21 protein-coding genes, 3 tRNA genes and 1 pseudogene are annotated in these 26,821 nt (G+C 59.5%); 14 read left to right on the forward strand and 11 right to left on the reverse strand.

Going from position 1 to position 26,821, the window contains the following annotated elements:
* Nucleotides 1-9: 9 nt before the first annotated feature.
* Nucleotides 10-1,737 (reverse strand): FAD-dependent oxidoreductase, encoded by a 1,728-nt coding sequence (locus ACTX90_RS09645; RefSeq protein ID WP_443442000.1) that lies wholly within the window; start codon nucleotides 1,735-1,737, stop codon nucleotides 10-12.
* Nucleotides 1,738-1,815: 78 nt separating this feature from the next.
* Here ACTX90_RS09645 and ACTX90_RS09650 point away from each other — a divergent pair, with 78 nt between their 5' ends.
* Nucleotides 1,816-2,769, forward strand: a complete 954-nt coding sequence (locus ACTX90_RS09650) for a LysR family transcriptional regulator (RefSeq protein WP_053798226.1) — start codon at nucleotides 1,816-1,818, stop codon at nucleotides 2,767-2,769.
* Here ACTX90_RS09650 and ACTX90_RS09655 read toward each other — a convergent pair.
* The 3 genes from ACTX90_RS09655 to ACTX90_RS09665 all read right to left on the reverse strand — a co-directional run bounded on the left by ACTX90_RS09655 (nucleotide 2,753) and on the right by ACTX90_RS09665 (nucleotide 5,398).
* Nucleotides 2,753-3,388, reverse strand: coding sequence for a pentapeptide repeat-containing protein (locus ACTX90_RS09655; RefSeq protein ID WP_443442001.1), 636 nt, complete (start codon nucleotides 3,386-3,388; stop codon nucleotides 2,753-2,755). The two genes, ACTX90_RS09650 and ACTX90_RS09655, sit on opposite strands and share 17 nt — an antisense overlap.
* A 58-nt stretch (nucleotides 3,389-3,446) precedes the next feature.
* Complete coding sequence (locus tag ACTX90_RS09660) at nucleotides 3,447-4,346, reverse strand: VOC family protein (protein WP_047119259.1); 900 nt, start codon at nucleotides 4,344-4,346, stop codon at nucleotides 3,447-3,449.
* A gap of 170 nt (nucleotides 4,347-4,516) precedes the next feature.
* Entirely contained in the window at nucleotides 4,517-5,398 is an 882-nt protein-coding gene (locus ACTX90_RS09665; RefSeq protein ID WP_047119260.1) for an SDR family NAD(P)-dependent oxidoreductase, read from the reverse strand.
* A gap of 162 nt (nucleotides 5,399-5,560) precedes the next feature.
* Here ACTX90_RS09665 and ACTX90_RS09670 point away from each other — a divergent pair, with 162 nt between their 5' ends.
* From ACTX90_RS09670 to ACTX90_RS09720, 11 genes are all read left to right on the forward strand, one after another.
* Nucleotides 5,561-6,061 carry an Lrp/AsnC family transcriptional regulator gene (locus ACTX90_RS09670; RefSeq protein WP_047119261.1) on the forward strand — a complete coding sequence of 167 codons (501 nt, stop codon included), beginning with the start codon at nucleotides 5,561-5,563 and terminating at the stop codon, nucleotides 6,059-6,061.
* Between the two features lie 170 nt (nucleotides 6,062-6,231).
* Nucleotides 6,232-7,317: a histidinol-phosphate transaminase gene (gene hisC, locus ACTX90_RS09675; protein ID WP_424572938.1), complete on the forward strand. Its 1,086-nt coding sequence runs from the start codon at nucleotides 6,232-6,234 to the stop codon at nucleotides 7,315-7,317.
* Complete coding sequence (locus ACTX90_RS09680) at nucleotides 7,314-8,717, forward strand: amino acid permease (protein WP_443442002.1); 1,404 nt, start codon at nucleotides 7,314-7,316, stop codon at nucleotides 8,715-8,717. The genes hisC and ACTX90_RS09680 overlap by 4 nt, the downstream gene beginning before the upstream one ends.
* Nucleotides 8,718-8,865: 148 nt before the next feature.
* A tRNA-Ala gene (locus ACTX90_RS09685) sits at nucleotides 8,866-8,938 on the forward strand.
* A 219-nt stretch (nucleotides 8,939-9,157) separates the two neighbouring features.
* A complete protein-coding gene (locus tag ACTX90_RS09690) occupies nucleotides 9,158-9,655 on the forward strand; it encodes an SRPBCC domain-containing protein (protein WP_443442003.1) in 498 nt (165 codons plus the stop codon).
* Between the two features lie 127 nt (nucleotides 9,656-9,782).
* A tRNA-Ala gene (locus ACTX90_RS09695) sits at nucleotides 9,783-9,855 on the forward strand.
* Between the two features lie 169 nt (nucleotides 9,856-10,024).
* A complete protein-coding gene (locus ACTX90_RS09700) occupies nucleotides 10,025-11,050 on the forward strand; it encodes a magnesium and cobalt transport protein CorA (RefSeq protein WP_231735946.1) in 1,026 nt (341 codons plus the stop codon).
* Nucleotides 11,032-11,664, forward strand: a complete 633-nt coding sequence (locus tag ACTX90_RS09705) for a GyrI-like domain-containing protein (protein ID WP_443442004.1) — start codon at nucleotides 11,032-11,034, stop codon at nucleotides 11,662-11,664. Before ACTX90_RS09700 ends, ACTX90_RS09705 begins: the two co-directional genes overlap by 19 nt.
* Nucleotides 11,665-11,689: 25 nt before the next feature.
* Nucleotides 11,690-12,376 carry a DNA alkylation repair protein gene (locus ACTX90_RS09710; RefSeq protein ID WP_443442005.1) on the forward strand — a complete coding sequence of 229 codons (687 nt, stop codon included), beginning with the start codon at nucleotides 11,690-11,692 and terminating at the stop codon, nucleotides 12,374-12,376.
* Nucleotides 12,377-12,515: 139 nt separating this feature from the next.
* On the forward strand, nucleotides 12,516-12,713 hold the full coding sequence (locus ACTX90_RS09715) for a hypothetical protein (RefSeq protein ID WP_443442006.1): 198 nt from the start codon (nucleotides 12,516-12,518) through the stop codon (nucleotides 12,711-12,713).
* A 573-nt stretch (nucleotides 12,714-13,286) separates the two neighbouring features.
* Nucleotides 13,287-13,517, forward strand: a complete 231-nt coding sequence (locus ACTX90_RS09720) for a WYL domain-containing protein (protein ID WP_443442007.1) — start codon at nucleotides 13,287-13,289, stop codon at nucleotides 13,515-13,517.
* A gap of 1,911 nt (nucleotides 13,518-15,428) precedes the next feature.
* Here ACTX90_RS09720 and ACTX90_RS09725 read toward each other — a convergent pair.
* Nucleotides 15,429-15,755, reverse strand: a complete 327-nt coding sequence (locus ACTX90_RS09725; protein ID WP_443442008.1) for a transposase — start codon at nucleotides 15,753-15,755, stop codon at nucleotides 15,429-15,431.
* Nucleotides 15,756-16,435: 680 nt separating this feature from the next.
* On the opposite strand from ACTX90_RS09725, the gene ACTX90_RS09730 reads away from it, so the two are divergent.
* Nucleotides 16,436-17,671 (forward strand): IS110 family RNA-guided transposase, encoded by a 1,236-nt coding sequence (locus ACTX90_RS09730; protein WP_443442009.1) that lies wholly within the window; start codon nucleotides 16,436-16,438, stop codon nucleotides 17,669-17,671.
* A 621-nt stretch (nucleotides 17,672-18,292) separates the two neighbouring features.
* On the opposite strand, the gene ACTX90_RS09735 is transcribed toward ACTX90_RS09730, so the two are convergent.
* From ACTX90_RS09735 to ACTX90_RS09745, 3 genes are all read right to left on the reverse strand, one after another.
* Complete coding sequence (locus ACTX90_RS09735) at nucleotides 18,293-20,992, reverse strand: ATP-dependent DNA helicase (RefSeq protein WP_443442010.1); 2,700 nt, start codon at nucleotides 20,990-20,992, stop codon at nucleotides 18,293-18,295.
* Between the two features lie 3 nt (nucleotides 20,993-20,995).
* The gene (locus ACTX90_RS09740; RefSeq protein ID WP_443442011.1) at nucleotides 20,996-22,042 is read right to left on the reverse strand and encodes an ImmA/IrrE family metallo-endopeptidase; all 1,047 of its coding nucleotides are present in this window, start codon (nucleotides 22,040-22,042) and stop codon (nucleotides 20,996-20,998) included.
* Nucleotides 22,043-22,127: 85 nt separating this feature from the next.
* Nucleotides 22,128-22,919, reverse strand: coding sequence for a hypothetical protein (locus ACTX90_RS09745; RefSeq protein ID WP_443442012.1), 792 nt, complete (start codon nucleotides 22,917-22,919; stop codon nucleotides 22,128-22,130).
* Nucleotides 22,920-23,361: 442 nt separating this feature from the next.
* On the opposite strand from ACTX90_RS09745, the pseudogene ACTX90_RS09750 reads away from it, so the two are divergent.
* Nucleotides 23,362-24,526: pseudogene (locus ACTX90_RS09750) on the forward strand (IS1249 family transposase).
* A 200-nt stretch (nucleotides 24,527-24,726) separates the two neighbouring features.
* On the opposite strand, the gene ACTX90_RS09755 reads toward ACTX90_RS09750, so the two are convergent.
* From ACTX90_RS09755 to ACTX90_RS09765, 3 genes are all read right to left on the reverse strand, one after another.
* Nucleotides 24,727-24,799: transfer RNA gene (locus ACTX90_RS09755), tRNA-Ala, on the reverse strand.
* A gap of 74 nt (nucleotides 24,800-24,873) precedes the next feature.
* The gene (gene rsfS / locus ACTX90_RS09760) at nucleotides 24,874-25,251 is read right to left on the reverse strand and encodes a ribosome silencing factor (RefSeq protein WP_047119269.1); all 378 of its coding nucleotides are present in this window, start codon (nucleotides 25,249-25,251) and stop codon (nucleotides 24,874-24,876) included.
* 58 nt (nucleotides 25,252-25,309) lie between these two features.
* Nucleotides 25,310-26,800 carry a hypothetical protein gene (locus tag ACTX90_RS09765; protein ID WP_443442013.1) on the reverse strand — a complete coding sequence of 497 codons (1,491 nt, stop codon included), beginning with the start codon at nucleotides 26,798-26,800 and terminating at the stop codon, nucleotides 25,310-25,312.
* Nucleotides 26,801-26,821: the final 21 nt, after the last annotated feature.

Raw genomic sequence — 26,821 nt, forward strand, 5'->3', positions numbered from 1 at the left:
GCCGAATCGTTACTCCACGAGTTTGCCTTCCTGGGACACCTCGGTGATCAGTTCCGCGATCTGCGCCGGAACTTCGGGAATCGGTTCGCGGGTGATCCCGGTGCTCGGCGACCAAACCAGGTTCACCTGCAGCGCCGGGTCCATGGCCGGGTAGTCGCTGCGGTTGTGGCAGCCTCGGGTTTCGCGGCGTTCCAGCGCCGCTTCCAGCGTGGCGCGGGCGGCCAGCGCCGAGGACTGCAGGTCGAAGGCGTGGGCCAGGTCCTGGTAGCCGGCGATGTCCGGGTGGATTCCCACGTTGGCCATGCGCTGCTCGATGGCCTGAAGCTTCGCCAGGCCTTCCAGCAGCCCGGCCTCGTCGCGCACCACCCCGGCGTGCTCGGTCATCAGGTCGCGGATGGCGCGCTGCAAGTTGCGCACGTTTTCCTGTCCGCGGGATCCGAGCAGCTCTGCGATGTGGGCGCGGGCGGCGGCGATGGCCTGGGCCGAGCGCGGCTGGGAAGCCAGCGACGCGGAGTACTGCGCCGCGTGCTGGCCCACGATGCGCCCGAAGACCAGCAGCTCGATCAGCGAGTTGCCGCCCAGCCGGTTGGCCCCGTGCAGCCCGGAGGAGGCCTCGCCGATGGCGTAGAGTCCGGGAACTTCGGTGGCATGGGTCAGCGGGTCCACCCAGACCCCGCCCATGGAGTAGTGCGCGGTCGGGGCGATCTCCATCTTCCGCGAGGTGATGTCCAGCATCTGCAGTTCCATCATGGTCTGGTAGACCCGCGGCAGGCGCTTCATGATGACCTCACGGTCAAGGTGCGAGACGTCCAGCCACACCCCGCCGTTCTCGGTGCCGCGTCCTTCGCGGATCTCGGTGTAGGCGGCCAGCGCGACCCTGTCGCGGGTGGACAGCTCCATGCGCTTGGCGTCGTAGCGGGCCATGAAGCGTTCGCCCAGCGCATTGGTCAGGATGCCGCCTTCGCCGCGCGCGGCTTCGGAGACCAGGGTTCCGGCGTCGCTTTCCGGTTCGATGATGCCCGAGGGGTGGAACTGCACCAGCTCGGGGTCGCGCAGCCGGGCGCCGGCCTGGACGGCCAGGCGGAACGAGTCGCCGGTGTTCTCGTCGCGGCGCGAGCTGCTGCGGCGCCAGATGCGGTTGTGCCCGCCAGCGGCCAGGATCACCGCATCGGCGTGAATGAGATAGCCGGTGCCGTGGTTCACGTCGAAGCCGTAGGCGCCGAAGATCTGCCCTTCGGCGGTGAGCAGCTCGGTGATGTACACGGTGTCGAGGATCGGCACCTGCAGCTGCTCGGCCCGCTTGATCAGCGTGCGCTGGATCTCCAGGCCGGTGTAGTCCCCGGCGAAGGCGGTACGGCGGAAGGTGTGGGCGCCGAAGAAGCGCTGCGAGATGCGGCCGTCCACCTCGCGGGCGAAGTTCATCCCATAGCGTTCAAGGTCCTCGATGCCGCGGGCGGCGCCCTGGGCGACCACCTGCACGGTGCGCGGGTCGGCCAGGAAGTAGCTTTCCTTGATGGTGTCGGCCGCGTGCTGCTGCCAGCTGTCTTCCTCGTCCATAGTGCCCAGCGCCGCATTGATGCCGCCGGCGGCCAGGGAGGTGTGCGCGTCGTGGCGCGGGCGCTTGCCCACCGCCAACACGTCGACGCCCTGCTCGGCCAATTCGATCGCGGCGCGCAGGCCGGATCCTCCGGTGCCGATGACGAGGACTGACGTGGATATCTGCTGTTCTGGTTTCATGTTTTCCAGCATCTGCCCGGGTCCACGATACGTCCAATGAATTATCTTCATGATTTCCATAGCAGTAAGCTATGCATCATGAATCTAGAGCAACTTCGAGGGTTCGCCACCATTGCCCGCGTGGGGCACTTCACACGCGCGGCCGAGGCCCTGCACCTCTCCCAGCCGTCGCTGAGCCGGCAGATCTCCACGCTGGAGCACGATCTGGGCACCACGCTGGTCAACCGCACGCGCGGCAACCTCACGCTGACCGCCGCGGGGCGCGCTCTGCTTCCGCTGGCTACCCGGATGCTTGCAGATGCGGAGTCGATTCGCGTGGAGATGGCCGAACTGGCCGGATTGCGCCGCGGCCGGGTGCGCTTGGGCGCGCCGCCGACGCTATGCGTGTCGCTGGTGGCCGAGGTGCTGGAAACCTATCGCGCGACGTATCCCGGCATCGAGTTGCAGATCTCCGAGGCAGGTTCCCGGACGCTGCTGGAGCAGCTCACCGGCGGCCAGCTCGACTTGGCGCTGATCGTAACCAGCGAGCACGCGGTGACCGAGCCAAGCCTGGCGCACACCGAAGTGCTGGTGGAGCAGCTGGTGGTGGCCGATTCGATGCAGCATCCTCGATTGGGCCAGGGTCCGGTGGAATTGCGGGACCTGGCAATGGTGCCGCAGATCGCCTTCTCCCCCAGCTACGACCTGCGGGCGGCGACGCAGAGCGCCTACCGTACGTTGGGGCTGAGCCCCAACGTGGTCATTGACGGCGGTGAGATGGACGCAGTGCTGCGCTTCGTCCAGGTCGGACTGGGCGTGGCCATCGTGCCGGCCACGGCCTTGGTCGGACGGAGCCAGCTGCACGGCAGGGCGCTGCGCAGCACTCCGCGCAAGGACACGGATCTTGCCCAGCCGAACCTTGAACGCACCATCGGGCTGGCGCATCGCCGCGACACCCCTCCCGGGGCGGCGGCCATCGCGATGCGCGAGCTGCTGTTGCAGACCGCGGGCCAGTTGGCCCAGCGCCACCCGCAGATCAGCCTGCGATCTTGATACCCAGATGGTCGGCCAGCTGCGGCGCCAGCGACATGAGCTGCAGCTGCGTGACCTGCGCGCCGCGCAGCCCGGTCACCCCGTCGACCATATCGAATTCAAGGCCCGTCAGGTCCACCGAACTCAGCTTCGCCTGATGGGCCGCCAGCACCTTGGTCCGCGAACTGGTGAAGCGCACCCGTTGCAGGGTGCCCAAATCCAGTTCGTCGAACTGGCAATCGCGGAACTCCACATCGCGCAGCGTGGCGCCGCGCAGGTTCAGCCAACCGAACTTGCAGTTCTCCACCAGCAGCGAGTCGACGCTGGACTCGGCCAGGTCGGCCGAGCCAAAGCGGCTGTGCGAGATGCGCACCTCGTCCAGGCGCACGGCGGCGGCGGCTAGCACCGGAGCGGAGACCTGGTTCAGCTCGCTCTGCAACACCCGGGCATTGCACAGCGAGAAGCGGTCGGCGTTCAGTCCGGAGAATTCGCACTGCTCGAACCGCACGTCGTCGGCCGCGATCTCCCCGTCCAGCCCGGCAAAGCGCAGCGGGTCGAGGTAGCCTCCGGCGTCCAGATCCCCCGCGTAGCCCTGGGCCAGCTCGGGCAGGATGAACGGACGGATCTTGGGCGCTGGCATGGTGCTCCTGACGTGCGGCGTGAATGGTACTGCCACCCCACTGTACGCGCCCGATCCCCTAGAACTCGTCGATCACCAGCTTCTTCATGCCCATCATGTGCTCAAAGGCATTTGGCCTGGACATGAGCTCACCCAAGTTGGCGGGAACAATTTGCCAGCTGACCCCGAACTTGTCCGCGAGCCAGCCGCACTGCTCCGCTTCGGGCACCGCGCTCATGGCATCCCACACCCGGTCCAGCTCCTCCTGCCCGTCGCAGGGCCACTCCAGCGAGACGCCGGGAGTGAAGGAGAAGTCCTGTTCGACACCGGAGTCCATGGCGGTCACCCAGTCGTCGTCCAACGCGAAGTCGGAGAACATCACCGATCCGGCGGCCGCCGGCCCGGTGGGCTCGGGATAGGTGACGAACATGCCCTCGCGGGCGCCGAACACTTCCTTGTAGTGGGCCACCGCTTCCGCCGCGCGGTTCTGGGCCGCTCCGCCGAAGAGCAGGCTGGGCATCACGAAGGGACGCGGATCACCCTCTGGGCCGCTCAGGATCAGCTGCCAGGACACGTTGTACTTGTCCTGCACCCAGCCGTAGCGGGGGCTGTAGGGGTATTCGCCCAGCTCCATCAGCACCTGCCCGCCGGCCGACAGCTTGGCCCAAGTGGCGTCCAGGTCGGCCCGGGCCGCGTCGACGCTGCCCTCGTAGTCCGCCGGGTCGAAATTCAGCATCAGCGAGATCGAGGGGTTGGGGGTGAAATCGGGGCCGGCATTGACCAGGGTGATCCGCTGGCCGCGCACGTACACCGCGACCGTCAGGGCTTGGCCTGCCAGCGGCTGCTGGAAGTCCAGCAGGCCCTCGGTGGGGTAGCGCGATTCCACCTCCATGGAGCTCCCGGGCAGGGCATCGGCATAGAAGTTTCCGGCTTCCTCGCCGGTGCCGTTCATCCACAAATTGACTCTGAGCTTCTGCATGACTGGTCCTCACGAATGTGCGCTCTTGCGATGCCGATCTGCCCACCGGCATGCCGGGGTATGGCCAGGTCGCGCGGCCGCGGCGGATGCCGTCCGCGCACCTGATGCTACCTGCTGCGCAGCGCGCGCGGAATACTTCGAGACCGATTCCCAGTTCGGGTTTGCCAGCCCTACACCGCGCTGTTGCCCGGGGTTTGCGCCGACCGGTCAGCAGCCGGGGCCCGTCCGGAAAATTCGTCCATGGAGTGGTAGATGCCCAGCACCTTTTCGGCCAGCAAATCCCAGGCCGCCCGCGGCAGCACCCCGCGCAGCGCCTGCCCCAGCTTGCTGGTCCACGGCAGCAGCACCATGGGGGTGGCACGCAGCATCGCATCCCACGCGCGGTCCGCCACCTGCTGCTTCTGTAGCATCGGGGTGAAGAGCATACGCCGGGCCCCGGCGAACATTCCGGTATCCACGTAGGTCGGGCAGAAGGTGGTCACCGCCAGGTTTCTTCCCGGCTCCCGCTCGAGCTCGAGGCGCAGCGAGTCGCTGAAGCTGGCGGCAGCGGCCTTGGACGCCGCGTACACACTCATGTTCGGGTTCGATACCAACGCCGCGGCCGAGGCGATGGTCAGGATGCGGCCCGGCCGCCGCACTCCCAGCTGCGGCAGCAGCGCATGGGTCAGGTACATCGGCGCCAGCGCATTGACCGCCATGGCGGAGTGGATCTGCCCGGTGCTGTGCTGGGCGAAGGGCTTGCCGGTCACCACCCCGGCGTTGTTGACCAGGATGTCGATGCCGCCGGCCGCCAGCGCCTGCGCTGCGCCCTCGGCGATCTGCGCGGGGTCGGCCAGGTCCACCACCCGGGTCTCGATGGCGGTCTGCGGGAATGCCGCGCGCAGGGCATCGGCGGCCTGTTCCAGCAGCAGCTCGTTGAGGTCCCAGAGGACCACCCGCGCCGCCTTGTCGACGCAGGCCCGGCGTGCGAACAGCTCCCCCATGCCCTGGGCCGCTCCGGTGACCAGCACCGCCAGTCCGTCGACCGATTCCAAAACCTGCCTGCGCGCCATGATGCACCTTTCCCCGGGGGTCTGAAAAGGCCAGAATATCTTGTGAGATGCCCCATAGCCGCGAGGCTGTCCCGGGACCCCGGGCAGGCGGCGCGCCGCGCTAGCCTTGAATCTGCGGGATCGCTCCGCAGCCTATGCAGCCGAAGACGAAGTGAGGACCGAATGCGCATCGACCAACTGGATGCAGACCTGATTGAGCTGCTCACCGACTCCCCCATGCTGCCGGTCATGGAATGCGCCCGCCGCCTCGGGGTGGCCCGCGGCACCGTCAGCAGCCGGCTGGCGCGGCTCCACGAGGCGGGGGTGATCCGCGGCATCGTGCCGCGCATCGAGCCTGCGGGATTCGGCTACACGCTGGTGGCCTTCTGCTCGGTGGAGATCATCCAGAAGTACGGGCACGATCCGGTGGCCACCGCCTTGGAGGAAGCGATCCCGGAGATCGTGGACATGTACACCGTCACCGGCACCTCGGATCTGCAGCTGCGCGTAGTGGCCAGGACTCCCGAGGACCTGCAGGACATCTTCAACCGGATCAACACCGTGCCCGGGGTTGCCCGCACCTCCTCGTCCTTCGCCCTGCACGAGCATTTCCAGGGACGCACCCTTCCCCTGGTAGAAGCCTGTGCGAAAGCTGGTTCGGGAACTGTGCAGACTGACCAGTAAAATGGGGTGTTGACCAATTTACGCTATGCAGGTTGCATAGCGGTGCGCGCGGCGATTGAAACGGCCTGATCTGCCACTCTAGAGTCGAAGCTTGTGAATCGCGACACGCGAGGATATGAGCGGGGCCACCCGCACCCCCATTTGTGCCCATGGTCTTCAGAGAGGAACCCATGACCCTTCACCAGCGCCCTTCCTTGCAGGCAGTCCCGGCTTACAAGCAGGGAAAGCCCGCCGCCGCTGGAGCCTCGAAGCTCTCGTCCAACGAGTCGCCGCACGAGCCGCTGCCGTCGGTGCTCGACGCCATCCGCGACGGGATCCAGAGCATCCACCGCTACCCGAGCATCGCCGCCCCGCAGGTCACTGCGGAACTGGCCGCGCTGCACAGCGTGGATCCGGCGCACCTGACCCTGGGCGCAGGCTCCGTCGAGGTGGCCGCGCAGCTGATCCATGCGGTCGCCGCCGAGGGCGATGAGGTCATGTACGCATGGCGCTCCTTCGAGGCCTACCCGTCGCTGGTGCGCATCGCCGGGGCAACCCCGGTTGAGGTGCCGCTGGACGCCGACGCCAAGCACGACTTGGATGCCATGCTGGCCGCGGTCACCGAGAAGACCCGTCTGATTTTCATCTGTAACCCGAACAACCCGACCGGCACCGTGGTGGAAGCCGAGGCGCTGGAGCGCTTCATCGCCGCCGTGCCGCGCGATGTGCTGATCGTGATCGACGAGGCCTACGTACACTTCGACCGCTCGGCAGTGCGCGCCGACGGCGTGGAGCTGTTCAAGAAGAACCCAAACGTCGCGGTGCTGCACACCTTTTCCAAGGCCTACGGCCTGGCCGGCCTGCGCATCGGCTACGCCATCAGCCCGCTGGAGGTGGCCGAGAACCTGCGCAAGGTCGCCATCCCGTTCGGCGTCTCGGATCTGGCCCAGCGCGCGGCAGTCGCCTCGCTGCAAGCCGCCGACGAGCTGGCCGTGCGCATCAACGAGGTCGTCGCGCAGCGCGAGCGCATGTACGCGGGCCTGGCCGCCGCCGGCTACCCGGTCGTCGCGTCCGAAGCCAACTTCGTATGGATCGCCGCCGGCGACGCCACCGCTGACATCGAGGCCCGCCTTGAGGCCGGCGGCGTGGTCGCCCGGGCCTTCCCGGGCGAGGGCCTGCGCATCTCCTCCGGTTTCGAGCTGGACGTGGACCGCGTGCTGGCAGCGCTGGGTGCCGATTCCGCCGCCGTGGCCGCAGCCGAAGGTGCCATCGCGTGAGCGCGGCATTGAAGGACCAGTCGCAGCAGCATCTGCATGCGGGGCTGACCCGCCGCCAGATCTCCATGATGGGCCTTGGCGGCGCCATCGGCGCCGGCCTGTTCGTCGGCTCCGGCCAGGCGATCTCCATTGCCGGCCCGGCCGTGCTGGTCTCCTACCTGCTGGCCGGCACCGTCATCATCGTCATCATGGCGATGCTGGCCGAGATGGTCGCCGCCAACCCGTCCTCCGGCGCGTTCAGCACCTTCGCCCACAAGGCGATGGGACGATCGGCTGGCAGCACCCTGGGCTGGCTGTACTGGGTCCAGCTGGTTGTGGTGGTGGCCGCCGAGGCCACCGGCGCCGCGGCCATCGTCGCCGGATGGTTCCCCAGCGTCCCGCAGTGGGGCTGGGTCCTGCTCTTCGTGATCGCCCTGTCCGGCGCGAACCTTTTGGGCGTGCGCAACTACGGGCGCTTCGAATACTGGTTCGCGGTCATCAAGGTCGCGGCGATCATGGCCTTCCTGGTGCTCGGCGCTCTGGTGCTCAGCTACATCATCCCGACCGATCAGCCGGTGGGCCTGGGCAATCTGGCCGCGCACGGCGGTTTCGCCCCGGGCGGCATGGCAGGCATCGCCGCCGCAGTGCTGATCGTGATCTTCTCCTTCGGCGGCACCGAAGTGGTTGCCATCGCCGCGGCCGAGTCCAACGACCCGGCTGACAACATCAAGCGCGTGGTGCGCTCGGTGATGGCTCGAATCCTGGTCTTCTACCTGGGCTCCATCCTGGTCATCGTCGCCGTGGTGCCGTGGAATGATCCGGCCATCGTGACCGGGCCGTTCGCCGCGGTGCTCAGCGTGCTGAACGTCCCGGGTGTCGACGTCGTCATGAACGCCGTAGTGGTCATCGCGCTGCTCTCGGCCATGAACGCCAACATCTACGGCTCCTCGCGCATGCTGTATTCGCTGGGCAAGCGCAAGCTGGCCCCGGTGGCAGTAACCCACGTGACCGGCAAGGGCGTTCCCGCCAAGGCCGTGATCAGCTCCGTTGCCTTCTCCTTCCTGGCCGTTGGCCTGAACTGGATCTGGCCGGAGAAGGTCATGCCGATCCTGCTGAACGTGGTCGGCTCCACGATCATCGTGATCTGGTCATTCATCGCTGTCACGCAGTACATCCTGCGCCGCCGCGCCGACCGGAACGGCGAGCACCTGCCGGTGCGCCTGTGGGGATTCCCGTACCTGTCCATCGCGACCATGGTGGTCTTGGCAGGCATCATCGGTGTCTCCATGACCGATGCGGCAGCCCGCACCCAGCTACTGCTGACCGCGGGACTGACCGCAGTGATCTGGATCGTTTCCAAGATCGCGCTGCGCAACGTACCTGAAGTGATCGACGTAGAGCACGTCGACGAGGTCGCCTAGGTCCCATGGCCAATGGCTCCGATCCGCACTGCGGGTCGGAGCCTTTGTCGCTTTCAAGGTGGTTTTCACTTGGCGCGATGCCCGATTTCGCGTTCCCGGAATTGTGTTCTATGATTATCAAGTTGCCTCATCAGGTAGCAATCCTCACGGGGGTATGGCGCAGTTGGTAGCGCGTCTGCATGGCATGCAGAAGGTCAGGGGTTCGAATCCCCTTACCTCCACGAAAATTAATCTCAGGATGCACCAGCATCCTGAGATTTTTTCTTTACCCGGATCCAAGAAAACCGGCCGCTACGGCAGATTGATTCAAGCTGCAGACATTTCGAGCTCGACTCGTTACCCTTGGCTCTACAACTTTCACCGAGGTCCCAAGTTCAGCGCGAACAAGCACGGAGAGCACCCATATGTCCCGCAGTAGCGACCATCACCGAGGAGCCCCAATGAGCACGCCGAAACCCACCGGGCGCGTGGAGAAAAATGCGAACGGAATCGACCTTGTCCTGACACGAATGCTTCCGGTTGGACTTCAGGAGGCATGGGCTGCACTCACCGAGCCCGAAAGCACAGCTCGATGGATCGGACGTTGGGAAGGAACCGGGGCCCAGAGGCAGACCATCAAGCTTCAGATGGGCTTCGAAGAAGGCAGTTCCTGGTCAGACGTCGTCATCGCCGAATGCCGGGCCCCGAATTTCCTACGGGTCCAGACCATCGATGAATCCGGCTCATGGGATCTGTCCATCGAGTTGAACGCAGCAGCCCACGCGACCGAGCTGCGTTTTGTGCACCATGGACTCCTGCCAGGAGCACTCGGGGACATTGGACCGGGCTGGGAGTACTACCTCGACCAGTTGCTCGCTTCAATCACGGGTGGGCCGCTTCCCGTCTGGGAAGACTACTACCCCGCCCAACGGGACTACTTCCAAGGCCAGGAACGCTGAGTGATTCCATTGACGCCCCGAGCGCCGTAGTCGGCTTCGCATTTACAGCTGGAGGGCTCAGGAACCTGCACCATTGGCGCGCCCGGTTTTGCGTTGAAAGCCCATCGGAGTAGTGTTTACCCAGTAGGGGGCTATAGCTCAGTTGGTAGAGTGCTTCGTTCGCAATGAAGAGGTCAGGGGTTCGATTCCCCTTAGCTCCACGGATTCCCAGCCGGGTTCATGAATCATGAGCCCGGCTGTTTTCGTATCATGCGCTTCCACAATCAGACGTCGGCAGGTTCGATAGAGAACCCAGCAAAGAGAGTGGGGTCTCGTCCCTTGGCAGGTAGTCTCCCCCGCCGGTCGCCGAAGCACCGCACGCCAAGCCGCGTGCCGGCCATCTTCCGTTTCATCCAAGATGGAGCGATCGTTGAAGCTCCCAAGGATGCCGATATCGCGTCGGTGCTGGAATTCTCCCAGCCGGAGGCAAATCGGGTTGGCCTGGGAATCTACCCTGTTCCCGCTCGCGAAGACATCCACGAGTTGGCTCGGGCTTGGCAGCTGCACCCAGTTTTAGTTGACGACCTGCTCCATGCCGGGCAGCGCCCAAAGCTCGAACGCTACGGGGACGTGACTTTGCTGGTCGTCCGATCTGCGCTGTACCTTGACGAGGCCGAAGAAGTCGAGCTTTCGGAATTCCATGTGCTGCTTCGACCCGGCGCGCTGGCGATCCTGTGCCAGGATAACCGCTGGATTGATGGGACCCCGGGGCGCGACTGGGCCGAGGACATAGGCGGCAGCCAGGCGGTTCTGGACAAGCAGCTCCTGGCAAACCAGGCGTTGTTGAAGTTGGGGGCCGAAGCGATTCTCTACCGGCTGTTGGACGAAATTGTCGACGGTTACGTCCCTGCCCTGCAGGGACTCGGCATCGACAAGGAGCAAATCGAGCTGCAGGTATTCGGCGGCGATGCCACGGTCACCGAGCGCATCTACCGGCTAAGCCAGGAAGTCATCGACATGCAGCATGCGACCGCCTCGCTCAGCGAGGTCGTCCGTTCGCTGGCTTCCGGCTTCGAGAAGTACAACGTGCCCGGCGAACTGCAGACCTACCTCCAGGATGTCTCGGACCACCTGACCCGCGCCCACACCCAAACGCAGGAGTACCGGGACGCGCTGTCCCAGATCCTCAACGTGAACTCCACGCTGGTGGCCCAGCGCCAGAACGAGGACATGAAGAAGATCTCCGGTTGGGCGGCAATCTTGTTCGCTCCGACGCTCATTGCCGCCATCTACGGCATGAATTTCGACAACATGCCGGAGTTGCATTGGGCGCTGGGGTATCCCGTGGCGATCGGGGGCATGGTGCTGTTTGCCGCCGGGCTTTATGGTGTCTTCAAATGGAGAAAGTGGTTCTGATGGACAAGATCGATTTCAAGAAGACCGATTCCTATCATGCGCCGACGACGTTCCAGTCCATCGATGTGCCGCAGATGCAGTACCTCATGATTGATGGACATGGTGACCCGAACACCGCACAGCCTTACCAGGACACACTGAAGACCCTCTACCCGGTGGCCTACAAACTGAAGTTCGCCAGCAAGCTGGCGGGTCGGGACTATGTGATGCCGCCATTGGAAGGTCTCTGGTGGGCCGATCAGATGGAATCGTTCACGGTGGCGCGGGACAAGTCCCAGTGGGACTGGACGATGATGCTGATGGTTCCCGAATGGCTTGGCGCGGATGACGTCGCGCAGGCGTTGGACACCGCACAGTCCGCGGGCGAACTTCCCGCCGGCGACAAGATCCGGCTTGGATGCCTTTCCGAAGGCAGTTGTGTCCAGGTGCTGCACATCGGCTCCTATGACGATGAAGCACCCGTATTGGCTCGAATGCATGAATTCATCAATGAGCAAGGCATGGACCTGAGCGGGAAGCATCACGAGATCTACCTCTCCGACCCTCGTCGAGTTCAACCAGAGAAGCTTCGTACCATACTTCGCCAGCCGGTGGTCCTGGCCTCGCACAAATAACCCAAGGAAACTCAAGGAGCAAGTCATGAGCACTGTCCTGACGCCGCAGAGCACGGTGGCCGAGGTTCAAACGGCTCTCGCCGAGTTGGAGGACCCGCGCATGCGTGCAGTCAATGAAAAGCATGGTGATGACCTCGGCGTAAATCTCACCAAGCTTCGCGGCCTGGCGAAAGCCCTGAAAAGCAATCAGGAATTGGCGGAGCAGCTTTGGGCAACCAACGAGACGGCCACCCGCCTGGTCGCCATCCTGATCTGCAAGCCGCGCGTATTCACCCTTGATGATTTGGAGCGGTGGCTCCGTGAAGCCAGGACGCCTAAGGTTCAGGGGTGGTTCGTGAATTACGTGGTGAAGAAGAGCAAGCACCTGGAAGACCTCCGTAGGATGCTCGTTGAGGACGCGGACCCAATTGTTGCCAGTGCCGGCTGGGAATTGACCGCGCATCAGGTCGTCAAGGCACCGGAGAATCTGGAACTCGCCGAATTGCTGGACACCGTCGAAGCTGAAATGAAGACAGCGCCCGAACGCTTGCAGTGGGCGATGAACAACACTCTGGCACAGATCGGTATCGAGCACGAGCCATTGCGGTCGCGCGCCCTGCAAATCGGCGAGGACCTCCAGGTCCTGGCCGATTATCCAACACCTCCGGGATGCACTTCGCCTTTCGCGCCCATCTGGATCAATGAGATGGTCAGTCGCAAGTCTGCTTCATAGGAATCGCCAGCACAGCTGCCCCGCGCGGCTTGAATTTCACGACCACACCCTGTACCAGGCAGGTTGAACGGTTACCGGTCAGTTGGAATTCTGCGCCAATCGGCCACTGTGAAGTACGGTAGAGACAATCCAAAAAAAATTGTCTGGGCGGCGATTACGGTCGCCGTGCCCGACACGACGGGCACTGAACACCTACACGCTGAACGAGTGCTACCAGCGCACCCTCGAAGCCGGTGCAAACTCGATCAAGGTGACCCGCAAGCGCGAGTACCAGATGCTGACCGACACTCAAGACGATTCCGTGCTGAACCTGCAGTCCTCGGGATTCCTCGTCTGACTCTTGGCGACAGACCGAGAATTACCTGCGGGACAAGCCGAAATCCCCCACCGATGACAGAGGGGATTCTGATCAAATTTTGTCACGGATGTCACAACTCATCTGTCAACGGCTTCCCGAGGCTCCACTATCGTAGACGTCATACAATGCAATTCTTAACAACCTAGCCAATCCAAAGGAGGTTCGACCGGACCAACCCACCCGGACCACTTCATTCGAATCATCTACGAGTAAGCCGCGATGATGGCGGCCGGCTACGAAACAGGAATGCCGGTCAAAAATCTTACCACCAAGTACGGGATCAGCTGCGAGACCATCGGCAGGGGCATGCACCGACAGCTGATCAAGCAACGTAACGTAGGCCTGGTCGAGTAGAAGGTGAAGGAAGCCGTCAGTCTCTGCGAACAAGGAAACTCGCTCGCGACGACCGGCAACAGAATCGGCACCAGTGCTCACACGGTAAGGTCACGATTGGTTGAGGTCGGGGTGAAAAGCGAAGTTCGTTCGAGCATCTCAAAATGAAATATGTAGATTCACGAGTCAATCTCCATCTAGGGAAGTAAAATGCGAGACATGACCACCAAAAACGTAATTATTGACTACATCAACCATCGCGGAGAGCGCTCATCCCGTCGAATTCACCCTATCCGTATCTGGTTCGGAAGTACCGAATGGCATCCATCTAATCGATGGCTTCTTGAAGCACACGACTACGCCCGAGATAGCATCCGCAACTTTGCCCTGTCTGATGTCCACGGGTGGAACGAAGACGGAGCTCTCAATGTCGATCGAGCCAAGGAATAACAACATTTCAAAAGGTGCGCGTTACGAAGATTTCGGAGTGCTCCACCAAAACGAAACCAACAAGGAATGATTATTCTACCGGTCACTCTATGGCGACTACGGTTTCCGGTGCGACCACCGCTAATGTTCGCCTAGAGCATCGAACGCGACGGCTTAGTCGAACCATGGTTGCCTCGAATTGCACGAGAACATAAACGTGAAGCAGACTCCTCATCAGACCAATTGGCGGCATGAAGAGGGGTCTAGGCGGAACTCAGTGATGGCAATTCTGTTCAGATCAATGGAACGCCATTTTTTGCATGCGACCGTATCTGATTCGCCGAGCCATCTAAGCTACGGAGTATCGTTAGCTAGGCCCGTCAACAAGGGACAAGCGGACAGCCGAGCTCGAGTAGACTGCTGTAATCCATCAAAAATTTTTGAGATGCATTCCGGCGATCTTCCAGCCGGGCTCCTACAGGCATCTCGTGATGTTTATCGACACGAGCAATGCTCGAAGAGGCCGTCAATCTCTCATTAGTTACGGCCCGACGAGACTTCGGTGAGCTAGCAACCCTTTTCGTATGCATCCTAAGTTTTGACGCTACTACGAAGATGACGGAGGTAAAGTAGGAGATTCCGACCTACACGACCATTCCAAAGGAAGAACTAATTCCAACAGCTGCGCTGAGGACTGTCCCACTTCCGGGAACAACTTTGGATCGATTTTCTTCATCGAGTGACTCATCTGCATTGCAGTGTCCTTGCCGGTTGCGTACATATACGATCCTCCGGCTGGAATGAGACGTTTACCGTTGGCAACAAGTGACATCACGCCATACCCGAAGGACGTCGTCTGCATTGACATCACATCTTTCGTCGCAAACACATAATGGTATTCGTACGCGTTCAGGTCCAAGTAGCTAGATACGGTACGCCAATGGCAGAAAGGTGACCCATCATTGCGATAATTTGTTCCGTCGAATACATACTGGCGCCGAAACACATCGTAGCGAATCTTCCCAATGCTAAATTGACGACCATAGCAGTTTGGCACCCACTCTATCCACGTGCCATTAATGTCAACTCTCCCATGGCGCGCATTTCGAATTAACCGGAGAATCGAATCATAAACAACAGTCGCGAATACTCCGACCGGAACCCCCAGAATCAGTGTCAGAATCCAAAGTCCATCCATACCGTGATCATGCCTGATTTCTCTTTAATTGCATAGCCCCTGAACTCCAAGCAAGGTTACAAATCCGAGACCTCGCAGACAAGTCGAAGATCAGCTGCCAGCTAGTAAGCAAGCGCCTAGACAGGCTTCAGTCTACGTAAGTTTGATCTGAACCAGAGGCAGAGCAAAGAAATAATCAAGATGTATGAACAATGCGATTCATTTGTGATGATCGGCAAGTGGATGATCGTTAGCGCTGAGACGGTACGCTCGCAATTGGATTAGAGCGGTGTGAAGATGCTGAGTTCGTACCAACATCCACTTCGTTAAGTGTCCACTTATGAGTGATCGAACAAGCTGGATCGATATCGCCTCGTCAACTGTCTTGGCTAATTTGTGTACGTTGCCACCGCAGCCAACCAGGAATTGCAAACCAACCCTGAGCGCTTCTTGGCCAAGAACGCCCCATTCCTCCACCGTGAATGTGTCAAAAACTTGTCAACGAGATTGTCGAGGATCTGCTGGGATTCCTCCCGAGAAAGTTGACCCTGCTACGAGCTCTTATACGCGAATGCCTCAGCCTACGCTCCTACGCTTCCCCGAGTCGGCATAGCGCCTTGTTTCCGAGATGCGACCCGTCTCGGGAATACTGAGGTTATAGATACACCCTACGTTGACAGACTCGTGAGCCAATTGGAGAATCTACTCGGCGGACGGAGCCAATTGCACGTCATAACCCATGCGTTCCAATTCCTTCACAGCACGAATCTGCGTTCGTGACTGGTTACGCTGCTGATAATAATCAGCTCCCTGAGGACTTCCCCATTGGAGAGAATATGCCATACAGCTACGATCAACGTGTGCTCGATCGCGACCAACGCACGGCTTACACGTCTGCGCGGGTAGAGCCGTCGCAACCGTGCTGCAAGGAATGTGTCCTTCTGGTGGGTAACGCTTGACGCGGTCGTGCCCAGCGCCGTTTCCAGGTACGAATTCCCGCCTCGCGTATGTGACGATTTGCTATGAACGGTCGATTCATTTTGACCAGGGCAAACACCTGCCCAGGAGGCCAGATGCGCCACATCGTGAAAACGCTCATGTCCACACCGATCTCCGCGATGATCACCTGCGCTGTCAGCTCAGACAACTCCGGAACAGTGCTGATACCTGTAGGCGCTTCCTGGAAAGGAAGAATCGCAGTGGTGATCTGTTCATCGCGCTCGTTAAGCATTTTGTTCCGCAGAAGCATTTGGCAGCACCTGTGTATCGAAGCGGTGTGTAATCTCGCAACATCTCTAATGGTTCTTGGCAGGTCTGGGACCCGCTGGCAAGATAGATGCCACCCACCACGATGTGACTCATCGCAACATTGTCTCCCCGGATTCGTGGATGACTCTTCAACGACTCGTCCGCCTTGGTGGGTGGCACCAATCCGGCCACTTGATATGGCTTCATAGAAGCTTCCCAGCGGGCTTCGCCAACGCCGAGGATGATTGAGAATTACCGCGCCGCTTACGTCCCCGACCGGAGCCTTGCACCCAATCCTGTGGCGGGTGCATCCTGAAGCTGTTGGCGGTGTCAACATGCCGGTACGACTCTGGTGCTTTGAGCCCGGATAGAAGCTTGGCCTGCGCGGATTTTCACGAGAACCGTGGATTGTTGCTTCGAGCACGAGTACTAGATTTCAACGTTTCACTCCTTAATCCCACCGGCACCACCAACCCCATCAGGCAACCACGAAGCTGGAAGGAAGTGATGCACGATGGAGATCGTGCATGAACGTGCCGCGGGGATCGACATCTCTAAACGGGACGCCAAAGTTGCCGTGAGGAAACCAGGAAAGCGCAAAGGAACCTACCGCACCGAGGTGAAGACCTTCGGCGCTACCACCAGCCAGATCCGTGAGCTCATCGGCTACCTGAACGCCGAGAACGTGAGCGTCATCGTCATGGAAGCCACCAGCGATTACTGGAAGCCGTTCTATTTCCTGATGGAGGAGGAACAACTGCCAGTCATCCTCGTCAATGCCAAACGGGCGAGGAACATCCCGGGCCGGAAAACTGACGTCAACGACGCGACCTGGCTCGCTGAGCTGGCGGCCCACAATCTGCTGGCGGCCTCCTTCATCCCTCCCGAACCGATCCGGCATCTTCGGGACCTCACCCGCGCCCGTTCAGCGGTCGTGCATGACCGGACCAAGGTGTATCAGCGGTTGGAGAAGTTCTTAGAGTCCTCCGGCATCAAACTCTCCAGCGTTGCCTCCAGCCTGACCGGGGTTTCTTCCCGGCACATGCTTGACGCGTTGGTTGCCGGGGAACGCGACCCGCAAGTCTTGGCAGACCTATCGATCCGCAAAATGCGCCGCAAGATCCCTGAACTCATCGACGCGTTGGAGGGACGCTTCACCGAGCATCACGCTTCGGCGGTGCAGCTACATCTGCGGCACATCGACACGCTCGATGAACAACTTCAGATCCTGAACCAGATGATCGCCCAGGCAATGCAGTCATTCGACCAAGCATGCCAGGCTCTTGGCACGATTCCGGGGATCGGCGAGCAGACGGCTCAGGTCATCATCGCTGAAGTCGGCGTGGACATGAGTGTTTTCGCTGATGCGGCGCATCTGGCCTCCTGGGCCGGGGTCTGTCCGGGGCAGAACGAGTCGGCCGGGCGGCAGCGTTCCTCGCATACCCGTGGCGGGAACGTGTATTTGCGGGCGGCGCTGGGAACCGCCGCGCTGGCGGCGATCAAGCACAAGGAGTCGTTCCTGGCGGCCCGGTACCGGCGGTTGTATCTTCGTCGCGGCGGAAGCCGTGCGCTGGTTGCCATTGAGCACACCATCATCGTGGCCATTTGGCACCTGTTGGCTAACGGTGAAGTCTTCAAGGAGCTGGGCCCGGACTACTACGATCAGCACAATAAGGACCGTGCGAAATCACGGGCGGTCAAGGAGCTTGAGCGGCTCGGGTACGAGGTTCAACTTGATTCAGTAGCCTGACAGTCCTGTTCGTTGACGACTTCGAAGAGACGGCCCGTAGAAACATTATCGTTCACCTTACTAAGCCTGGAATTCTATCCCTGGGCTTAGACAGTGGCGCGCGCTCTGATGGTGGAAGCGTTGGGTTCGGACGTTCCAGTATTCACGTACTAGGGTCGTGGACACTGAATTTCATGGCTTCGTGGACAACCGATCTCATGACTTTGTGTGGATGTTTACACGGGAGCTACCGTTTCGTTCTACATGCGCTTCCAAATGCTTCTGCTACACACAAAGTAGACGGTGTTGATCGTAGACTTCTCCGGCCGCCCCTTGTATGCCCGACTCACTGGGCTGCTCCCCTAAGAAATCATGTTAATGCGTATTCAGCGCTTTGATTTTGATAGGCAGGTAAATCGCGTCAAGTTTCGAACGGCGCATGTGCCCACTAGAGGGAAGAACGCTGAGGAATACGGCTCAGGTTGTACTCCACAACGGTGAAATTGATATTTTCGGCGGGCAAAGTAGCAACATGCAATGTGGAATTCCGAACCCACAATGTCGCGAGGAAGGACTCCATGAAGAGGATGTAGGAATTGGCACGATTGCGCCTCGGAAATGACGGTGTGCGCTTTGCTCTGGCTACCTAATCGGTTTGAGGCCACTTCGGCTAGACAATATGCCAACATCTTTCTTACTTTTTGGCCGTTCCAACTTCGCGACGACGGCATGCTGAGTCTCGGGTGTCCAGAAAATCTTGAGGTTCTGCCGTGCACGCGTGATAGCAGTGTAAAAAATACTGTGCGAGAAGTTGTCTTCGTTAGCATCCGTGACAACGATCTTGACGGAGTCAAACTCTAGACCTTGAGCTTTGTGAATTGAGACCGCATAAGCCACTTGGAACGGCACGCTCGTGTTCAGATCTTCATCGTCTTCGTCGGTGCTGCCGTGCTCATATACAGAGAACCGCACAGTTGCGTCGCCAAGCCATTCCAGTTCCGTCGACATCACTTCAAACTGCGATATCGCACGGTCAAGTTTGACGTCGAACTGGATTCGGCCAGGTACCTCCGCGATCCCGACTATCTTGCCCTTGAGGTTGTTGTAGATGACGCCACGAAACCTAGCACTGTCGTTAAAAAGCACGGGGTCACCAATCTTGTAGGTCGCGGCACGCCAATAGACTGGCGGGTTTGCATTGCCGCCTTGAAGGAACTGATTAATGTTGTTTATCCCGTACAGTCCGTCGTAGTTCAAGCACAAAATGATCTCGTCGTTCTGCTGCGGGGCAAAGAGCGATTCATCGAGCTTCGCAGAGTACCCGTGCGACGAGATAATCTCGGTGATGTCGTCATTTATCTCCCTGACAGCAGTCCAGAACCTCAAGAGTTCATTACTCTTCGTCCGGTATGGCGAAGTTAGCTCAAAGACCGACTTCTTCGGAAGGAAACTCGGGGCGAGACCAAACCAGTTGCCAAACCGAATGGACTCAATCTGAAAGACATCTCCAACAAGAACAAGTAGCGAGAACGACGTCTGTTCAAGCACCCTCAAAAAGTCGGCGTTACTCACCGTGCTGCACTCATCAATCACAAGCACGTCGTAGTGCCTTGTCGGCTTGCTTCGCAGGTGGCTACTAATCGTGCTGAACTCCGAAGCGTTGATCGAGACTCGCCGTTTGAGATTATCGACGGCAGGATTCGTATGCGCGAGAAAAAGCTTCTCTTTATCGTGGAAGTAGCTGGCGATGTGATTGATCATAGTAGATTTGCCGGTGCCCGCTGCACCGTAAATCATGGCTACGCTGGAACGCGAGAATAGGTTCCTTAGCGCCTCTCGTTTAAGTTCGTCGTCGATGTCACGCGGAGCTTCGTTAAGCCAGAAGTCGACGGCACTGGAATAACCGTCAATACCGGCTGACGCATACTTCTGGAGCTCCTGAATAATCTTAACGGTGTCCTGCTCGTACTGGTGAATGAACAGGTGGCCTCGGTCTTGAACGAGGCACCGAGCAGGTTTGTGGCTGTAATAGAGCCGATTGTTGTAGTCGCTCGTCAAAAGGTTGATATCACCGAAGCGCTCAAGCTCAGTAATCGAGGTGTACAGTTTCCCGTGCTGTTCAACATCGGTCTTGATCCGCCGTGCCAGTAGCTCATGTGGCCTCGTTGACTCACCTAAACTCGCGACGAGATCATCCAGACGTGGGTTATGACCGACGAGTGAGGTACAAAGTGGCATCGTGTCAAATGGCTTGCAGCTCCAAGATAGGTGCAGATTAGACAACCCAGCGCAAGCGTCCGAGCTGTATTGTTGTTTGATCAATTCGTTCTTCATCCGCAGAAGGAGATAGCGGATGACGTTATGGCCCGGGGCCCTCTTTGCAAGGAGTTTACGTGCCGAAGCCAGCACGGGAAATAGGACCGATTTCTGTGATCGGTGCGTCGCTTTTCGGCAAAGTTCAGCGAACTTGTCTTCAGGCAATGCCACAATGTCAAGCAAGTTGGAACTCGTCTCGGTGAGATACTGCATTAGGTAGCGGTACTCCGTCTGACTGGTCGACACGTTGGATTGTTCTCCGAAAATCCGACCAAAGTTTTCAAATTCGCAAGGGCGAATTGAGACCTCCCATTCACTGATAATCCGAATCGGCATGGTGCGATCGAGTACATCGATCGAGTCACTCGTCAGTGAGAGACTTGCGGCGTACTTGTCGGTGATATCGATGTCAGTGAAGGCGATGTGACGTTCAGTCTTGCTTGTAAAATCCTTCGCGTCTTGGAAGGTCACCTCGTAGAAGATCCGGCCGCGAACAAAGAACGGACGAGACTTCAGGATATAGTACCGGTCTCGTCGCCCAACCTTCTGGCGTCCCCGATTATTTACATTGATTCGTTCAGCGATCTTCTGATGGTACTCACGGAGGGAAGGATCAAGGTCTACTGGAAACTTTTCGAGATTGGAGAGTAGGCTCAGTGTCCACTCTTCGTGAGCGAGGTCCCGGAGACGCATCAGGTACTCGTAGTATTTGAGCATGAGGCGCTCAGAGGCATCCCCGTCCATGGTGTAATGGGAAACGCTCTCCTGCAAAAGCTTGTGAAATCGCTGGAGGAAGTGGAGCTTTTTCGGTGCGGAACCGAGGTTTTCCACCGCCGCCTTAATTGCGCTGTAGTCGTAGATTGCATAACCATTTCCAGTAGTCCATTTGGCAGCGACGCCTTCCACTAGGTTTCGCAACTGGCCCAGGACCTGCTGCGAAAGTAGCGGACGGTTCGGGGCCAAAGCATCGATGGCACCACAAATCGCTTCGTTGGCACTACAGATCTGTTGGTCAATGGTTGCCATAGCTCATTCCTCAACTATCCCGAATCCCAGATCATAAGCTGGGTCTTTCCGCAACGTAGGCACGCGGGACGCGGCTACATGGTAAAGATTGACTGGCAGTCCGGAGCCAGCCAAGAACTTTCCGTCTTCGATACCAGCGCTGTTCAAGACCTCGCGGGCGCGAGGTAGCATCGACGGCATCTCGAGCGCAGAAGTCCGCCCTGGTTCGGCGCGACGCCAGCCGTTCTGCGACATGCGTACCATTGCGTTCCGATACGAAATGTCGCTCATGACGCCGAGTGCCCGAGCCCTATAGAGAATTGCCGATAGGCTCACTCCCCAGTGTTCCTTCAGCTCCGCAAGTTGTTTCCAGCTTCGACCTGCAGTCGAAGACGGAAGTGACGAGCGAATCTGCTCGGCTGGCATCAGGAACTCGGCAGCGAACCTGTTCGCTTGCTCCTCGGAAACCTTGCCGCCCGGTTCCGCGTCATGGTGCATGATCAGGTGACCTAGCTCATGGGCAACATCGAAGCGCTGTCGATAGTAATCATCTTTAACCGGATTCAACGCAATAATCGGTCGTACTGCTGAATGCATTGAAAAGGCATCAATAGCAGCCACGCCAGGCTCGCTGAACACTACTACGACACCCGCGCGTTCAGCGAGCCGGATAACATGCTGAATCGGTCCGGGTCCGACGCCAAAGTACTCCCGTGCGGAGCGCGCAGCATCCTCGGGCGCCCGTGTGTGCTCATCCGGATCAACTGGGACATCAGGTAGGAGAACTTCAGGGAATTCGACTGCGCTTTCGAGCAGCCCAGATATCTCGGCCACCAAGCGCCCATATGCTTCAGCTTCGTCTTGGGCAATCTGAGGAGTGGAGCGCAGAGACCGAAAATGCGGCCGACCAACCACAGTTGGTGCATCGCCTGCAAAGAACTGCGGCTCGACCTTGAGCGCCAGTGCCAGCTTAGCGACGGTAGCCCTGTTAGGCTGCTTCGAACCACTCTCCCAGCCGGTTACCGATGACGGTGACATCTCGATTCTACCGGCCAGCTGCGATTTCTTCATCCCTGCAAGTTGACGAGCCATAGTGAGCCGTTGACCGTTAAAAAATGAAGTAGAGTCTGCGAGTGTTCGCGATGCGCGACTGGCGCTAGACATTGGCCGTGCCCGTGTTCTCGCTCTTGAATGGCATCTTGATCCGAACATCGATGTCATCAACTTCGCTGGTTGCTGCGGCACCAGGAAGCGAGGAAGTCGAATCGACAAGTGCTTCGCTATTCGCAGTACCACCAGATAGAAGTTTGACGTGCCAATGCCAGCATGAATCACCACGATACTGAGGGTTCTTACTTTGGCCGATATAAAGCTCATACTGTCCGGTTAACGGATCATAAGCGTGTGCCGCGACGAGGGTGACGCCATCGAAATCGTTGGGAGTTTCGACAACGGCCTCCATACCATAATCCTCGGCATTGAACAGCGTCGCATCGACTAAGACCTTCTGCGAAGCAACCTCTCGTTTCGCATTACTGCGCTGCGCCCACTTAATATCGTCGACTTTGCCAAACGCAAACGACTGCAAGAGTACGCGAATTCCGTCAGACGCCCATCCAGGTGAACCCTTGTAGTTGCTTCGGCTAACCGAATTAGGCGCAAACACAGGCATGGTTCGAAATGCCTCCGGTGTGACGCCGCGTTCAAGAACGTCCGTACCGGCCCCTTCAACATCATCACCCAGTGTGAATCGGCCATTAGCGGTCGCCCGATCAAGCAAGTCGCACAGGTGCTTGAAGTTCAAATAGCCAACGACGCCTTGATCGTGTCCAGCGTCATCTTCGAATAGTTCATTCGTATGTGCGAACGCCACAGTTGCACCCCAGACAAGAAGGTCATTAAGACGCGACCGGCTGAGGGACTCAAGGGCTTCATTTTGCGATTTCACTTACCCAGACTACACCCCTTATCAGTATCTAACGCACAAAATTTTACTCTCGCGTGTCATTCGGCACTTAAAGACGTTCTTCTTCCGGCTCTGAAGTCTCGAGTTTACGCTGCACAATGCGTCCACTGTTCCTTATTTTGCTAAAAGGGGGCCGCGCCAAACCATCTCAAAGATAGAGACATAGTCACGTTTACTCAGGATGAAGGCACTACTACTAGGCCGGCTCGGGTATTCAAGAATCTGTAGAATTGATTCACAGTTTGCGTTGGATTCGCCGGTTCATGTAATTCCCTTACAGAGCAATGCGAGTTGCCACTTTAGGCACCGTGCAGGCGTAGTAGGTTGATACACGCGTCAAACACAGGGGCCGGTAGCACAAAGTACGTGCACTTCCGCTTCTACCTTTGGATGCACTAAACTCTCCCAATTTGAGACATCGTTTATGCTGCCCTGCACTCGTATTATCTGCCATTCCCGACTGAAGAAAAACGGCACCACCTCCAAAGGAACCCAACGTTGGCGCTGCACCACCTGCAACGCCAGCACCACGTTCAAAGGAGAAGACACCACCGCCCGCAACCACCTCACCGGCTTCGTCGCCTGGCTGATGAGCAAACAATCCCAAGCCGAATTCGGCGGAGGCACCGGCCGCATCTTCCGGCACCAGACCGCCTGGTGCTGGAACGTGCACCCCACCCTGCACCGCACCGGCGAGATCTTTGATGAGATCCAAGTCGACGGCATCTACCTGCGTCCGGGCTGGTGCCTGCTGATCGCCCTCGCCCACGGACAGGTCATCGGATGGCAATGGTGCGACCGCGAAAAAGCCGAGGCGTGGACCGCGCTGCTGGCGTATTTCCCCGAGCCGAAAGTCGTGGTGACCGACGGCGGCTCGGGCCTGATGAAAGCGCTCAAGGAATTCTGGCCGCAGGTGAAGATCCAACGCTGCCTGGTGCATATCCAACGCAACGTGCGCACCTACCTCACCCTGAAACCCCGGCTGGCCGCGGGGAAGTCATTGCGGCGTCTGAGCCTGAAACTCACGAAAATCCGCTCGCAGGATGCCGCCGCCCAATGGATGGCCGCGTTCGCCGCATGGCACGCAGAAAACCAGGAGCTGCTCAACGAACGCACCTATGCCAGCCAATGGATAGGCGCCCGCACGAAGGGCATTCGCAGCTCCCGGAAATGGTGGTACACCCACGACCGGCTGCGCAGCGCCTACCAGTGCATGAACAAAGCCCTGTAGCGCGGCCACCTGTTCACCTTCCTGGATGACGAGCTCAGGGGCCTGGGGATCAACGCGACGACGAACATGATTGAAGGTGCGGTGAACTCCGGGATCCGGGCCATGTTTTTCTACCACCGAGGGATGCCCATTGAGCATCGGCGGCGGGCCTGCGAGTGGTTCTGCTGGACCCACACGGCTGCCGAGAATCGTCCGGCGATGGGAGAACTGTTGCGCCCGGAGCACTACGCACCCGCAGCAAGGAAGGCGGCCGTGGACCGTGTTGACGATGGACCGATCGGCCCGGAACTTTACGGCTCCGGCGCGAGCTGAGGATGGACAGTACGTTCGTAGTGGGTGGATGAGAAACATCTACTAGAGGCTGATTTGAAGGGTGTCTGGCTTGGGAACACGCCCGGGCCAGACACACTTTATTGCCTATAGCCCCAGATCGGGCCAGGACGAAGTTTTTGGCCGGACAAACAGAAATCCCCCGGCCGATGGCCGGGGGATTCTGATCAAATTTTGTAAAGGATGTCTCGACTCATCTGTCAACGATGTCTCGACTCTTCACAATTGTGGAGGTAAGGGGATTCGAACCCCTGACCTTCTGCATGCCATGCAGACGCGCTACCAACTGCGCCATACCCCCGTGAGGATTGCTACCTGATCAGGCAACTCATCTATCATAAATGAATGTCTGAACAGGATGCAAATCCATCTCGACTAGTTCTTTTTGCCGTCGGCAGCAGGCAGCTCGATCACCGGGCAATCGGACCACAAGCGCTCCAGCGCGTAGAAGACCCGGTCTTCCTGGTGCTGTACGTGAACTACCACGTCTCCGTAGTCAAGCAGCACCCAACGGCCGAGGCCGAAGCCTTCACGGCGAACGGGGCGCAGGTCGAACTTCTCGATCACCTTGGCCTGGATCTCGTCCACAATGGCATTGACCTGAGGCTCGGAACCGCCGGAGACGATCAGGAAGGCATCGGTGATGCCCAAACGTTCGGCCACGTCGAGTGCGACCATATCCTCGGCAAGTTTTTCTGCGGCGGCCAGTGCCGCGGTATGCACGAGGGCAATTGAGTCTGCGTGTGCGCCCATGAAGTTGGGTGTCTCCTTTAGGAAGGGGTGGATCAAGGACTTAATTGTCCTATAAAAACTAGTTGATCAACAACATGATCAGGCCGGCTACTAGGGCCGCGCCGCCAACGCCCAAGGCCACGATCATGGCGATAAGCATGTTATTGGCACGGCGTACACCGTGAGTCTGCACGTCAAGCGGCTGTAGACCTTGGGCATCAACTGCCTCGATACGAGGTAGTTCGACGACCTTGTTTTCGGACGCTGATGCCGGCGCGGGCTTGGCCGCGACAGGGGCCTTGGCAACCGGTGTCGGCTTCGCGGACGGACCCGGCTTTGGAGCCGGTTTCGCAGCAGGCTTTTGCTCTGGCTTTGCAGCTGGTTTGGCTGCCGCCGGTTTCGGTGCAGGTTTGGCAGGAGCTTTCGCTGCAGGCTTCGGCGCAGGCTTGGCGGCGGGCTTCACGGGAGGCTTGGAAGCGATCTTTCCCTGGGCATCCAACGACAGCGAAACGCTTTCGGTTTTCGGTCCAGAGATACCAGTTTTGGCGATCCGCTCTTCGACTTCGCGAATGTTGCCCATCGCGCCAGTGAATGGGTCGGAAGCAACTTCTTCCTTGCCCTGCTTGGAATTTTCCACGCGCAGGCGCTCACGCTCGGCAGCACGGCGCGAAATAATTGCGGCACGCGCAGCCATTTCGCGTTGATGGGCCAGAACTTCAAGATCGATTTCGGAGTCGTCTTCGCCCAGCAGGATCGGTTCGACCGGAGATTTCGGGTCGTGTGCACGTCGTGCGGCCAACGCGTCCTCGACGCTCATGACAGTTGTATCAGGCGTGCCCTCCGCTCCTGGCTGCTTTGCAGGCTTGGCAGTCTGGACAGGCTTGGCCGCAGCGGCTCCCTTGTTCTGGTCGGCCAATGCCTGCAAGCGCAGCTGCCGGCGGGTCAGCGGCTTCGGATCATCGGCAGGCTCCACGGTTGGGACATGGCTTGTCAGCGAGCCGACTTCTTCCTGAAGGCGGCGGCGCTCACGCAAGGCTTCGCGGTCACGGGCGCGACGCAATGAGGCGCGCTCCCCCAATGCTTCAGGCTTCTGCGCTGCGGGAGTAGATGCAGCTGCCTTGGAAGCGGCAGTCTCGCTCTCTTCGGGCTTGGACTGCGCCGGCTTGTCCGGTGCGCTCTTGACCGGTGCTGATTTGGCTTCAGCGGGCTTAGGTGCCGCAGGCTTGGAGGCTGCCGTCTTGGCCGGCTGGGGCTTGAGCGCAGATTTGGCGGCCGGGGTTTTCTCGGCAGGCTTCGCGGGAGCCTTCGGGGTACCGGAATTGGCTGCCGGTTTCTTGGCAGCAGTTGCCGGCTTGGCGGCAGGCTTGGATTCCGTTGTCTTGGCAGGCGCAGGCTTGGAATCAGCAGGCTTCGATGCAGATGGTACGGGTTTAGCCGGAGCAGAAGAGCTCTTGGAATCGGTCTTGGCGGATTCAGCCTTGGCCTTCTTGTCCGCCTGTTCCTTGGCGGCCTGTTCAGCCTTGCTATTGGCGAGCAGCGCCTCCATTTCGGCGCGTCGCTTTTCACGCAATGCCCGCCTACTGGAAACTGG

Source organism: Glutamicibacter soli (assembly GCF_052322135.1).
Classification (GTDB): domain Bacteria; phylum Actinomycetota; class Actinomycetes; order Actinomycetales; family Micrococcaceae; genus Glutamicibacter; species Glutamicibacter soli.